Source organism: Cellulomonas massiliensis JC225, assembly GCF_000312005.1.
GTDB classification, from domain to species: domain Bacteria; phylum Actinomycetota; class Actinomycetes; order Actinomycetales; family Cellulomonadaceae; genus Cellulomonas; species Cellulomonas massiliensis.
Window position 1 is genome coordinate 2,057,800 of sequence record NZ_HE978588.1, and the last position, 11,741, is coordinate 2,069,540.

Annotated in this window: 14 protein-coding genes; 8 read left to right on the top strand and 6 right to left on the bottom strand. The window is 76.1% G+C overall.

The genetic code is table 11. The annotated features are described in order from the left end of the window. Window positions 1-376, top strand: a 376-nt coding sequence (locus tag HGCM_RS19400) for a hypothetical protein (protein ID WP_161604975.1), incomplete at its 5' end; no start/stop codon positions are given. Between the two features lie 22 nt (window positions 377-398). Here HGCM_RS19400 and HGCM_RS17835 read toward each other — a convergent pair. Next, window positions 399-881, bottom strand: coding sequence for a metallopeptidase family protein (locus HGCM_RS17835; protein ID WP_019136658.1), 483 nt, complete (start codon window positions 879-881; stop codon window positions 399-401). A gap of 168 nt (window positions 882-1,049) precedes the next feature. On the opposite strand from HGCM_RS17835, the gene HGCM_RS09765 reads away from it, so the two are divergent. The 6 genes from HGCM_RS09765 (at window position 1,050) to ahcY (ending at window position 5,891) form a co-directional block, all read left to right on the top strand. Next, on the top strand, window positions 1,050-1,427 hold the full coding sequence (locus tag HGCM_RS09765; protein ID WP_019136659.1) for a DUF3499 domain-containing protein: 378 nt from the start codon (window positions 1,050-1,052) through the stop codon (window positions 1,425-1,427). 2 nt (window positions 1,428-1,429) lie between these two features. Next, the gene (locus HGCM_RS09770; RefSeq protein ID WP_019136660.1) at window positions 1,430-1,699 is read left to right on the top strand and encodes a hypothetical protein; all 270 of its coding nucleotides are present in this window, start codon (window positions 1,430-1,432) and stop codon (window positions 1,697-1,699) included. Between the two features lie 83 nt (window positions 1,700-1,782). Further along, the gene (locus HGCM_RS09775; protein ID WP_019136661.1) at window positions 1,783-3,222 is read left to right on the top strand and encodes a phosphomannomutase/phosphoglucomutase; all 1,440 of its coding nucleotides are present in this window, start codon (window positions 1,783-1,785) and stop codon (window positions 3,220-3,222) included. Continuing rightward, window positions 3,222-3,410: a Trm112 family protein gene (locus HGCM_RS09780; RefSeq protein ID WP_019136662.1), complete on the top strand. Its 189-nt coding sequence runs from the start codon at window positions 3,222-3,224 to the stop codon at window positions 3,408-3,410. The genes HGCM_RS09775 and HGCM_RS09780 overlap by 1 nt, the downstream gene beginning before the upstream one ends. A 52-nt stretch (window positions 3,411-3,462) precedes the next feature. After that, window positions 3,463-4,389: a cation diffusion facilitator family transporter gene (locus HGCM_RS09785; RefSeq protein WP_019136663.1), complete on the top strand. Its 927-nt coding sequence runs from the start codon at window positions 3,463-3,465 to the stop codon at window positions 4,387-4,389. A 38-nt stretch (window positions 4,390-4,427) separates the two neighbouring features. After that, entirely contained in the window at window positions 4,428-5,891 is a 1,464-nt protein-coding gene (gene ahcY, locus HGCM_RS09790) for an adenosylhomocysteinase (RefSeq protein ID WP_026075385.1), read from the top strand. Window positions 5,892-5,911: 20 nt separating this feature from the next. Here ahcY and HGCM_RS09795 read toward each other — a convergent pair whose 3' ends face one another. After that, window positions 5,912-6,721, bottom strand: a complete 810-nt coding sequence (locus HGCM_RS09795; protein WP_019136665.1) for an RDD family protein — start codon at window positions 6,719-6,721, stop codon at window positions 5,912-5,914. 100 nt (window positions 6,722-6,821) lie between these two features. On the opposite strand from HGCM_RS09795, the gene HGCM_RS09800 reads away from it, so the two are divergent. After that, entirely contained in the window at window positions 6,822-7,811 is a 990-nt protein-coding gene (locus tag HGCM_RS09800) for a stage II sporulation protein M (RefSeq protein WP_019136666.1), read from the top strand. Window positions 7,812-7,826: 15 nt separating this feature from the next. Here the strand turns inward: HGCM_RS09800 and HGCM_RS09805 are convergent, their stop codons facing one another. Genes HGCM_RS09805 through HGCM_RS09820 form a run of 4 tightly spaced genes read right to left on the bottom strand, consistent with a single transcriptional unit; the run spans window position 7,827 to window position 11,584 of the window. After that, window positions 7,827-8,996 (bottom strand): winged helix DNA-binding domain-containing protein, encoded by a 1,170-nt coding sequence (locus HGCM_RS09805; RefSeq protein ID WP_019136667.1) that lies wholly within the window; start codon window positions 8,994-8,996, stop codon window positions 7,827-7,829. After that, the gene (locus HGCM_RS09810; protein ID WP_019136668.1) at window positions 8,993-10,285 is read right to left on the bottom strand and encodes a DUF58 domain-containing protein; all 1,293 of its coding nucleotides are present in this window, start codon (window positions 10,283-10,285) and stop codon (window positions 8,993-8,995) included. The genes HGCM_RS09805 and HGCM_RS09810 overlap by 4 nt, the downstream gene beginning before the upstream one ends. Window position 10,286: 1 nt before the next feature. After that, window positions 10,287-11,384: an AAA family ATPase gene (locus HGCM_RS09815; RefSeq protein ID WP_019136669.1), complete on the bottom strand. Its 1,098-nt coding sequence runs from the start codon at window positions 11,382-11,384 to the stop codon at window positions 10,287-10,289. Continuing rightward, window positions 11,381-11,584, bottom strand: coding sequence for a hypothetical protein (locus tag HGCM_RS09820; protein WP_019136670.1), 204 nt, complete (start codon window positions 11,582-11,584; stop codon window positions 11,381-11,383). Before HGCM_RS09820 ends, HGCM_RS09815 begins: the two co-directional genes overlap by 4 nt. Window positions 11,585-11,741: the final 157 nt, after the last annotated feature.

The following is an 11,741-nucleotide window of genomic DNA, read 5'->3' on the forward strand; positions in this document are numbered from 1 at the left end:
CGGCGACGGCCTCGCCGCGCTGCCCGACGGCACCGTCGGCTGGCTGGTGCTCGGGGCGGTGGGTGCGCAGGCGCCCGACGAGGGACCCGCGCGGACGGTCACCGTGCGCGCCCGGGGCGAGGCGGGGCAGGTGCTCGGCGAGCGCACCGTCGAGGTGGCCGCGGGGCGTTCCGTGCCGCTCGCGGTCGACGACCTGGCTCCCGGCCAGCGCGTGCGGGCCGTCGAGGTCGCCGGAGCGGACGGTGTGGCCTGGGCGCTCGAGGCGAGCGTGTCCCGCGCGGACGGCAAGCTCGTCTCCGTGCTCCTGCCGGTGCCCGACCCCGTGCCGCCGTCGGCGGTGGCGGTGGTCGAGGACCCGCGGCTGGGCACGGGCTAGGCCGGCGCGCTGCGCGGCCGGCTCAGTCGACCGCGCCGTAGCCGGGGTCGATGTCCTCGGGGGAGCGGCCCAGCAGGTGCGCGACCTGCTCGACGAGCACGTCGTGCACCAGGTCGGCGAGGTCGGCGTGGTCGTGCGCGCGCGCCTCGACGGGGCGCCGGTACAGCACGACGCGCGGGGGCTGCCCGGCGTCGGCCGGGAAGCACCGGCCCAGGGGCACGCCGCCGTGCTCCCACGGTGCGGGGTTCGACGGCGGGACGTCCTCGACCGCGAACTCGGTGCCCTCGAGCTGGCGGGCCCAGCGCTGCTCGAGCTCCTCCACCGCGTCGAGGACGAGGTCGTCGAACCGCTCGGCGCGGGTGCGGTAGGCGGGCAGGTCCGGAGGCAGCAGCGGGCCGCGCAGGCCGCGACCGCGGCGGTCACGGCGACGTACGGGGGACGCCGGTGCGCCGCCGCGCGAGCGTCCGGGCACGCGCCGCGGGGGCGACGGCAGCCAGCGGCTCACGGTCGCACCCCCGGGGCGTGCAGGGTCGGCATGGCAGCCACTGTAGGCGCGGCCCGGGCCGGCCGCGGTGCGCGCCGCCGCACCCGGCGGGGTGATCCCGGCGGTCCGCGGCGCGGGGTGCGGCGTGGGGGGTTCGCCGTGTCGGCCCGCGGGGGTAGGTTCAGCGCCGTGAGATCCGTCCGGCAGTGCACGCGCACGGCGTGCGGTCGCGCGGCGGTCGCGACGCTGACCTACGTCTACTCCGACTCGACCGCGGTCCTCGGCCCGCTGGCGCAGCTCGCCGAGCCGCACTCGTACGACCTGTGCGCGGAGCACGCCGAGCGGCTGACCGCCCCCCGCGGCTGGGAGGTCGTCCGCCTCATGCCGGAGTTCGCCCCCGCTGCACCGACGCGCGACGACCTGCTCGCGCTGGCCGACGCCGTGCGCGAGGCGGGCCGCCCGCGCGAGCAGGCGCCCGTCGCCGAGCCGCTCGCCGCGGTCGCCGACGCACCCCGGCGCGGCCACCTGCGGGTGCTCCCCGGCGGTGGCGTGCCGGAGGTGCCCTGAGGATGGCGCGGCGCAAGGGGGGCACGTCGCGACGGTCCGCGGAGCCCGACGAGCCCCTGGGGTCGATCGCGCAGTCGGGCGCGCCCGCGGCGCCGGGTGCGGACCGGTGCCAGGGCTGCGGCAACCCCGACCTCGTCCGGATCCGGATGACCCTGCCGGACGGCCGCCCGGCCCTGTACGTGTCGTGCCGGACGTGCGAGCGGACGAACTGGTTCGCGCTCGACGGCGACGGCACTCCCGTGCCCCGCGAGCAGGCGCTCGGCACGGACTGACGGCCGGCCCGGGCCGCCCGGCGTCGGTGCACGGCCCGCTAGAGTGACGCCCGTCGCTGCCGCCCCCACCCCCGAGGTGCTCCTTGCCTGACCGTGTCGACCTGTCGGCGTTCATCAAGGCCTACGACGTGCGCGGCCTCGTGCCGGACGAGCTGGACGCGGACGTCACGCGCGCCATCGGCGCCGCGTTCGCGGACGTCGTCGTCCTGCCGGAGGCCGAGGGCCCGGCCCGCGTGGTGATCGGCCGCGACATGCGGCCGTCCGGCCCCGAGCTCGTCGACGGCTTCGCGCGCGGCCTCACCGACCGCGGCGTCGACGTCGTGCTCATCGGCCTGTGCTCGACCGACGGGCTGTACCACGCGTCGGGTGCGCTCGGGGTCCCCGGGGCCATGTTCACCGCGAGCCACAACCCGGCGCAGTACAACGGCATCAAGCTGTGCCGCGCCGGCGCCCGGCCGGTCGGCCAGGACTCCGGCCTCGCCGCGGTGCGCGACCTCGCGGGCGACTACCTCGCCCAGGGCGTCCCGGTGGCGGCCGAGCGCGGGCAGGTCACGGAGCGCGAGATGCTCGGCGAGTACGCGGCCTTCCTGCGCTCGCTCGTCGACCTGTCCGGCATCCGGCCGCTCAAGGTCGTGGTGGACGCCGGCAACGGCATGGCGGGGCACACGGTGCCCGCGGTGCTCGGCACGGGCGCCGGGCTGCCCGCGCTGCCGCTCGACGTCGTCCCCCTGTACTTCGAGCTCGACGGCACGTTCCCGCACCACGAGGCGAACCCGCTCGAGCCGGAGAACCTGCGCGACCTGCAGGCGGCCGTCGTCGAGCACGGCGCCGACCTCGGCCTGGCCTTCGACGGCGACGCGGACCGCTGCTTCGTCGTCGACGAGCAGGGCGCCCCCGTCTCGCCGTCCGCCATCACGGCGCTCGTCGGCCTGCGCGAGGTCGGGCGGGAGCTCGCCGCGGGCCGCACGCCGACGGTGATCCACAACCTCATCACGTCGATGGTGGTGCCGGACCTGCTCCAGGCGGCCGGGGCGCGCACGGTCCGCACCCGCGTGGGCCACTCCTTCATCAAGGCGCAGATGGCCGAGCACGAGGCGGTCTTCGGCGGCGAGCACAGCGCGCACTACTACTTCCGCGAGTTCTTCTTCGCGGACACGGGCATGCTGGCGGCGATGCACGTGCTGGCGGCGCTCGGCGGGCAGCCGCACCCGCTGTCCGCCCTGGCCGACCAGTACCAGCCGTACGTCGCGAGCGGCGAGGTGAACTCGCGGGTCGCCGACGTCGCGGCCGCCCGCGCCCGCGTCGTGGACGCGTACGTGACGCGCCAGGGCGGCGGGCCGGTCGTCGTCGACGAGCTCGACGGCCTCACGGTGTCGCACTGGGACGGCCACCCGCAGTGGTGGTTCAACCTCCGTGCGTCCAACACGGAGCCGCTGCTGCGGCTCAACGTCGAGGCGGCGGACGAGGACATCATGGAGAAGGTGCGCGACGACGTGCTCGCACTGGTGCGGCAGGAGGACTGATGGACGGCTTCGAGCCCTGGGCGCGCGAGCTGCTGCGCTGCCCCGTCACCGGTGCGACGCTCGTGGACGGGACGGACGCGGACGGCAACCCCGTGCTCGTCTCGACGGACCCCGAGCACCCGCTGCAGTACCCCGTGCGCGACGGCGTCCCCGTGCTGCTCGCGGAGGCGGGCGTCCCCGTGCGCTGACGCCCCCGGTCGCTAGGGTGGCACCCGGCATCGGCACGGACCTGGAGGACGAGTGGCGCACGGCGGCGGCAACAAGGCGATCATCGCGGCACTGTCCGCGAACCTCGGGATCGCCGTCACCAAGTTCGTCGCGTTCCTGCTGACCTCGTCGAGCTCCATGCTCGCCGAGGCGGTGCACTCCGTCGCCGACTCGGGCAACCAGGTGCTGCTGCTCATCGGCGGCCGGCGCGCCCAGCGTGAGGCCGACGAGAGGCACCCGTTCGGCTACGGGCGCGAGCGGTACGTCTTCGCGTTCGTCGTCTCGATCGTGCTGTTCTCGCTCGGCGGGCTGTTCGCGCTGTACGAGGCGTACCACAAGTGGCAGGACCCGCACCCGATCGAGAGCTGGCAGTGGGTGCCCGTCGTCGTCCTGGTCGTCGCGATCGGCCTCGAGGGCTACTCGTTCCGCACGGCGATCCACGAGTCGAACCTCGTGCGCGGCAAGCAGTCGTGGCTGCAGTTCATCCGCACGGCGAAGGCGCCCGAGCTGCCGGTCGTCCTGCTCGAGGACTTCGGCGCGCTGATCGGCCTGGTGCTCGCGCTCGTCGGCGTCGGGATGACGCTCGTCACCGACAACGGCGTGTGGGACGCCGCCGGCACCGCGGGCATCGGCGTCCTGCTCGTCGTCATCGCGGTCGTGCTGGCGGTCGAGACCAAGTCGCTGCTGCTCGGCGAGGCCGCGAGCAAGGACGTCGTCGACCGGATCCGCGCCGCGCTCGTCGGCGAGGGCGTGCCCTCGGTGATCCACCTGCGCACGCTCCACCTGGGCCCGGAGGAGCTCCTCGTCGCGGCGAAGATCGAGGTGCCGGCGGCGGAGTCGGCCGCCGACGTCGCGGCGGCGATCGACGAGGCCGAGCAGCGCGTGCGCGCCGCGGTGCCCATCGCGCGTGTCATCTACCTGGAGCCGGACCTGCGGCGGGCGGTCGTCCCGCGCAGCTGAGCGGCCCGCGCGGGGCGCGCGGGCACGGAGGAGGACCCATGAGTGCAGTGCCGCACCGGGTGCGCGACCTCGGCCTGGCCGAGGCCGGGCGTCACCAGATCCGCCTCGCCGAGCACGAGATGCCCGGGCTCGTGGCGCTGCGTGCCGAGCTCGGTCCGTCCCAGCCGCTGGCCGGGGCGCGGATCGCCGGCTCGCTGCACATGACGGTTCAGACCGCGGTCCTCATCGAGACCCTCGTCGCGCTCGGCGCCCGCGTCCGATGGGCGTCCTGCAACATCTTCTCGACGCAGGACGAGGCGGCCGCGGCCGTCGTCGTCGGCCCGCACGGCACCCCGCAGGACCCGCAGGGCGTGCCCGTGTTCGCCTGGAAGGGCGAGACGCTCGCCGAGTACTGGGAGTGCACCGACGCGCTGTTCGCCTGGCCCGACGGCGAGCCGAACCTCATCCTGGACGACGGCGGCGACGCCACGCTCCTCGTGCACGCCGGCGCCCGGTACGAGGCGGCCGGCGCGGTGCCGGCCGACCCGGCGCCGGGGGAGCCCGGCTACTCCGCCGAGTGGCTGGAGGTGCTCGCGGTCCTGCGCCGGTCGCTGGCGGCGGACCCGCAGCGGTTCACGCGGGTCGCCGCCGCGGTCCGCGGCGTCTCGGAGGAGACGACGACCGGGGTGCACCGGCTGTACCAGCTCGCGGAGGCAGGCGAGCTCCTGTTCCCGGCGATCAACGTCAACGACTCCGTGACGAAGTCGAAGTTCGACAACCGGTACGGGATCCGGCACTCGCTGCCCGACGGCCTCAACCGCGCCACCGACGTGCTCGTCGGCGGCAAGCTCGCGTTCGTCGCCGGCTACGGCGACGTGGGCAAGGGCGCGGCGGAGGCGCTGCGCGGCCAGGGCGCGCGCGTCGTCGTCTCCGAGGTGGACCCCATCTGCGCGCTGCAGGCCGTGATGGACGGCTTCCAGGTCGTGCGCCTGGAGGACGTCGTCGCCGAGGCGGACTTCGTCATCACCGCGACGGGCGACCGCGACGTCGTCACCGTCGCCCACCTCGCCGCGATGAAGGACAAGGCCGTGGTGGGGAACATCGGCCACTTCGACAACGAGATCGACATGGCCGGACTGGCCGCCGTGCCGGGGATCGTCCGCACGGAGATCAAGCCGCAGGTGCACGAGTGGACGTTCCCCGCCGGCGACGGGCGGCCCGCGCGGTCGGTGATCGTCCTGTCGGAGGGGCGGCTGCTCAACCTCGGCAACGCGACGGGGCACCCGTCGTTCGTCATGAGCACGTCGTTCTCGAACCAGGTGATCGCCCAGATCGAGCTGTTCACCCGCCTGGAGGCGTACCCGCTCGGCGTGCACCGGCTGCCGAAGGTGCTGGACGAGAAGGTGGCGCGGCTGCACCTCGACGCGCTGGGCGCGCGGCTGAGCACCCTCACGAAGGACCAGGCCGAGTACCTCGGCGTCGACGTGGCGGGACCGTACAAGCCCGAGCACTACCGCTACTGAGCCGCGGCGCCGCCCGGCGGTCAGTCGACGTCGGGCACGCCGTGGGGGAGGCGGTGCAGCAGCAGCGACTCGTCGTCGTTGGCGGCCGCGCGCCGGCTCTCGGCGGCGTGGTCGCGGTCGCGCCGCTCGGCGAGCACCGCCGCCAGGAAGTCCTCGGGGTGCGTGCCGGGCGGGGGCAGGGGCTGCACGTAGCGGCGGACCTGGTCCGTCAGCTCCGTGCCGAGCCGCACGCGGGAGGCGGGGTGCAGCGTGCCCGCCCGGCGCAGGAACTGCCGCACGGCCAGCGCGAGCCCGTCGGGCAGGCGGGCGACGTCGGCCCCGTGGGCCCACGCCGCGAGGTGCGGCGGCATGACGAGCGGGACGGCGCGCTGGGTCTTGCCGCGCACCCGCACCGCGTAGGTGCCGGCCAGCACGTCGCCGACGCGCTTGCCCTTCGGGTGGAACATGGAGCAGATCAGCGCGATCGCGCCTGCCGTCAGCCACAGCTCCACGACGCCCGTGAGCGCGCGCACGAAGCTCTGCCGCAGCAGCACCGGACCGCCGTCGTCGCGGACGATCCGCACGCCCACCACGAGCTTGCCGACCGAGCGGCCGCGGGTGAGCGTCTCCACCGTGGTCGGCACGCCCACCGTGACGATCGCGACGAGCGCCACCGAGGCGACCGCGCCCCAGGTCGGCACCGCGGACAGCACCGCGTTGGCGCCGAGCAGCAGGAGCAGGAGCGCGACGCCGAGCACGACGAGGTCGATGACGGCGCCGAGCAGGCGCGAGGCCACGGACACCGGCCGGTTGTCGAGCAGGACGCCCTCACCGGTGACGACCCAGTCCACGTTCCCCCCTCGGTCGGCCGGCGCTCGCCCGCGGCCCATGGGCCGCGGCACGGGTGAACAGTAGCGTCCGCGGCCGTGCCGGGATGGCAGGCTGTGCGCCATGGACCTGGACGCCTACGAGAAGGTGCACGCGCCGTCGTGGGCGCGCCTCGACGCGCTCGCCGGGCGCCGCCGCCGCACCGGGGCCGAGGCCGACGAGCTCGTCCGGCTGTACCAGGCCACGGGCACGGACCTGTCGACCATCCGCTCGAGCTCGCCGGACCCCGACACCGTCGAGCGCCTCTCGCAGCTCGTCGCCCGCTCGCGAGCCGCCATCGCCGGCACCCACGCGCCGTCGTGGAGCGACGTCACGCGGTTCGTCGGCGCGTCGCTGCCCGCCGCGCTCTACCGGATCCGGTGGTGGACCGTCGGCGTCATGGCGGCGTTCGTCGGGCTCGCGGTCCTGTCGGGCTGGTGGGTCGCGACGCAGCCGGAGGCGCTCGCGCTCATGGGCACGCCCTCGCAGCAGCAGCAGTACGTCGACGACGCGTTCGCCTCGTACTACGACCCCAGCCTGCGGTTCGCCGCCACGGTGTGGACGAACAACGCGTGGATCTCGGCCGTCTGCGTCGCGCTCGGCATCACGGGGATCGGCGTCGTCTGGGTCCAGGCCTCCAACGCCATCAACGTCGGCGCGACCGGCGGGATGATGGCCGCGCACGGCGAGCTGCCGCTGTTCCTCCAGCTCATCGCGCCGCACGGGCTCCTGGAGCTGACGTGCATCTTCGTGGCGGGTGCGGCCGGCCTCAAGATCTTCTGGACCTGGGTGGCGCCCGGCCCCCGGCCGCGCGGGCGCGCGCTGGCTGAGGAGGGGCGGGCGCTGTTCACGGTCGCGATCGGCCTCGCCGGCGCCCTGGCGCTGTCCGGCGCGGTCGAGGGGTTCGTCACCGGCTCGGGGCTGCCGTGGGCCGTCAAGATCGCGATCGGTGCGCTCGCGCTCGCGGCGTTCTGGACGTACACGCTGGTGCTCGGCCGCCGCGCCGTGCGGGCCGGGCACACGGGCGACCTCGAGGACGACCGCGCGGGCTACACCGTCGCGACCGCCGGCTGACCCGCGGCGGTCGTCCTACGCGTCCAGGACGACCGCGTGGTCGTCCGCCGCGTCCTCACGGAAGCGGACGAACGCCTCGGCCTCGTCGAGCAGTGCCCGACGCTCGCCGGCGGCGAGGGGGACGAGCGGCGTCACGGTGACCGTCGCGAGCCGGCCGGGGCCCTCGCGCCGCACGGCGGTCGACCAGGTCGCGGCGACGCGTCCGTCGACGAGCACCGTCCCGGGGACGACGCCGTTCGGGGCGCTCAGCGCCCGGCGGTGCTCCTCGTCGACGAAGCGCGACCGGTCGGCGTGCGCCAGGAGCAGGTTGTCGTAGTCGGGCAGGAAGCGGACCGGCGCGGGGACGTCCTCGTCCGGGAGCGGGGCGCCCGGCACGTCCAGCACCTCGTACGGCCGCGCGCGGCCCGGGCCCGGCGCGGCGAGCAGGGGCACGGCGCGGCCGTCGGCGACGAGCCGGTCGCGCACGGCACGCAGGCCCGTGAGCCCGGACCAACGCTGGACGTCGGTCGTGGCGGCCGGTCCGAACGCGGCGAGGTAGCGCAGGACGAGCCGGTCGAGCTGGGCCGCCCGTTCCCGCGGGTCCGACACGTCGGGCGCGGCGGCGGACGCGTCGGGCAGCCAGTGGTCGGCCGTCGTCCACGTCGTCGCGCCGGAGCGCCCCCACAGCCCCCGTGGTGGCACCTGCACCAGCGGCAGGGTGCCGCGCGCCGCCTGCGCGAGGGCACCCGGGGCCACGCCCGGCCACTGCTGCGCGAGCAGCGTGCCGAGGTCCGTCGTCACCCGCGGCTGCTCCTCCACGAGGCGCCGTGCGGCCTGCGCGACGGCGGGCAGGTCCAGCGCGCGCAGGGCGGCGCCGTGCTCGCCGTGCGTCGCGAGCGCGCGCAGGAACAGCGGCGCGGTGAGCGCCGGCAGCAGCACCGCGTCGGCCGCGGTGACGAGGTGGATCGTGCCCCGCATGACCGCGATGCGGGCGAGGCGGCGGTCCTCCAGCGCGTCGGACAGCTCGGCGTGCCGGAAGCCCTCGAGGCGGCTCCACAGCGCGACGTACGGCGACCACGCGTTCTGCGCCTGCAGCCCGACCAGCTCGCCCACGGTCTCGACGGCCGGGCGGCTCTCGCGGCGCAGCAGGAGCTGGCGCGCGAGCGTCGCGCGGCCGAGCCGCCGGACCGAGAGCGGCGCCGTCACAGCCGCCCGGCCGCCTTGAGCGCGAGGTAGGTGTCCGCGAGGCGCGGTGCGAGGTCGTCGGGCAGCGCCTCCAGGACCTCGACGCCCCGCTGGCGCAGGCGCACCCCGACCGCCGCCCGCTCCAGCCCCTCGCGGGCGGCCGCGGCGGCGTCGAACACCTCGCCCGCGTCGGCGCGCCCGCGGGCCAGCTCGGCGACCTCCGGGTCGAGCACGGAGGCGACGACGACCTGGTGGTGGCGCGTCAGCTGGCCCACGACCCCGAGCAGGCCCTGCTCGACGACGGACGGCTCGAGCGCGGTGAGCAGCACGACGAGGGCGCGCTGCGTGAGCCGCTCGCGCACCTGCGCCGCGACGCCGGCCCAGTCGGTCTCGACGAGCTCGGGGCTGACGTTGGCCAGCTGGTCGGCGAGCGCCGGCATGAGCTGGGCGCCGGTGAGCGCGGGGACCCGGGCCCGGACGCGCCGGTCGTAGGCGACCAGCTCGACGCGGTCGCCCGCGCGGCTCGCGAGCGCCGACAGCAGCAGCGCCGCCTCGATCGACGCCTCGACGCGCGGCGCGTCCTGGACGCGCACGGCCGAGGTGCGACCCGCGTCGAGCACGACGAGCACGCGCCGGTCGCGCTCCGGCCGCCACGTCCGCACGACGACGTCGCCGCGCCGGGCGGTCGCGCGCCAGTCGATCGAGCGGACGTCGTCGCCCACCACGTACTCGCGCAGCGAGTCGAACTCCGTGCCCTGCCCGCGCACCTGCACGGCCGAGCGCCCGTCGAGCTCGCGCAGCCGGGCGAGGCGGCTGGGGAGGTGGCGCCGTGACGCGAACTCGGGCAGCACGCGCAGCCGTCCCGGCACGGGCAGGGAGGCCTGGCGCGCCGCGAGGCCGAGCGGGCCGCGACTGCGCACCGTGACGCGGTCCGCCTGCAGGTCGCCCCGCCGCGTCGGCAGGAGCTCGGTGACCACGCGGCGGCCCTCGCCCGCGGGCAGGTCCACCGGGTGGCGGTCGTCGCGCGCCCCCGCCGAGGGCGGCCACGCGTCGCGGACCACCGCGCGCAGGCGGCGGGTGCCGAGGTTCGAGACCGTGACCGTCGAGCGGGAGGACTCCGTCAGCCGGACGGACCCCGGGACCGCCCGGCTCACCGCGACCTGGCGCGGCGACGCGGCGAGCGCGACGTCGAGGGCGCACAGAGCGACGACGAGCAGGGCCCACACGAGCACCGTCCCCGGCACCGGGAACAGGATCGCGAAGGGGAGCCCGAGCGCCGCGAGCAGGACCGCCCGGCCGGTGAGCGCCACGTCAGCGCGGCACGGGCACGGAGCCCAGCACCGTGTCGATCACCGACTCCGTCGTGACGCCCTCCAGCTCCGCCTCGGCCCGCAGCTGCACCCGGTGGCGCAGCGTCGGGTGCGCGAGCGCCTTGACGTCGTCCGGCGTGACGAACCCCCGGCCCGACAGCCAGGCCCAGGCGCGTGCGGTGGCGAGCAGGTTCGTCGTGCCACGCGGGGAGACGCCGAGGGACAGCGACGGCGCGACGCGCGTGGCGCGGCACACGTCGGTGGCGTACCCCAGGACCTCGCGGGACACCTGCACCTGACGGACCTCCGCCCGGGCGCGCGCGAGCAGGGCCGGGTCGGCGGCCGGGCGCACGCCCGCGGCGGCGAGGTCGCGCGGGTCGAACCCGGCCGCATGCCGTGCGAGCACCTCGATCTCCTGGTCGCGCTCGGGCAGCGGCAGCGTGAGCTTGAGCAGGAACCGGTCGAGCTGCGCCTCGGGCAGCGGGTAGGTCCCCTCGTACTCGACCGGGTTCTGCGTCGCGATGACGAGGAAGGGGTCGGGCAGCGGCCGGGGCACGCCGTCCACCGACACCTGACGCTCCTCCATGGCCTCGAGCAGCGACGCCTGGGTCTTCGGCGGCGTCCGGTTGATCTCGTCCGCGAGCAGCAGGTTGGTGAACACCGGGCCCTCGCGGAACGAGAACTCGGCGGTGCGGGCGTCGTAGACGAGCGAGCCGGTCACGTCGCCGGGCATGAGGTCGGGCGTGAACTGCACGCGCTTCGTGTCCAGCCGCAGCGACGCCGACAGCGCCCGCACGAGCAGCGTCTTGGCGACCCCCGGCACGCCCTCGAGCAGCACGTGTCCTCGGCAGAGCAGCGCGATGAGCAGGCCGGACACCGCGGCGTCCTGGCCGACCACGGCCTTGCCGACCTCGGCGCGCACGCCGGCCAGCGCGGAGCGCAGCTCGTGCGACGGCGTGAAGGAGACGTGCCCGGCGCCGGCGGGCGCCGGCGGCGGCACCGGGGTCGTCGCCGTCGCCTGCGGGACCGCGGGGTGCTCGGTGGGTGCCGGCGCGGGGCCGGCGGCGGGGGCGCCGGGGACGGCGTCGTGGTCGGTCACGATTCGTGAACCTCGCTCTCCAGATGGTCCAGGTCGAGGGCCAGGATCGACAGGCCCGTGTCGTCGGTCGGGGGTGGTCCGTACAGGAGCTGCTCGACCTCGCGCGGGTCGCGCCCGCTCGCCCGGGCGACCGCGTCGATGACGGCCGCGGCCGGTGCGGAGCGGGGCAGGCCGAGCCGCCGCTTCTTCCTACCGAACACTGCGGGTCACCTCCGGACAGCGCGCACGATGGTCGTGGACTCGGCCCCCGGAAGGGTCGACGCGGTCAGCACCTCGACGTCACGGAGACCCAGGCGTGCGGCCAGGCGACTCGACGCCTCCACCTCGTCGGCCGCGCGGGCGCCCTTGAGTGCCACC

What these genes read in the sequence shown, in the direction of transcription:
- HGCM_RS09780 (WP_019136662.1), top strand. Translation starts at nt 3,222, where the DNA reads ATGGACGGCTTCGAGCCCTGGGCGCGCGAGCTGCTGCGCTGCCCCGTC.
- ahcY (WP_026075385.1), top strand. Translation starts at nt 4,428, where the DNA reads ATGAGTGCAGTGCCGCACCGGGTGCGCGACCTCGGCCTGGCCGAGGCC.
- HGCM_RS09800 (WP_019136666.1), top strand. Translation starts at nt 6,822, where the DNA reads ATGGACCTGGACGCCTACGAGAAGGTGCACGCGCCGTCGTGGGCGCGC.
- HGCM_RS09770 (WP_019136660.1), top strand. Translation starts at nt 1,430, where the DNA reads ATGGCGCGGCGCAAGGGGGGCACGTCGCGACGGTCCGCGGAGCCCGAC.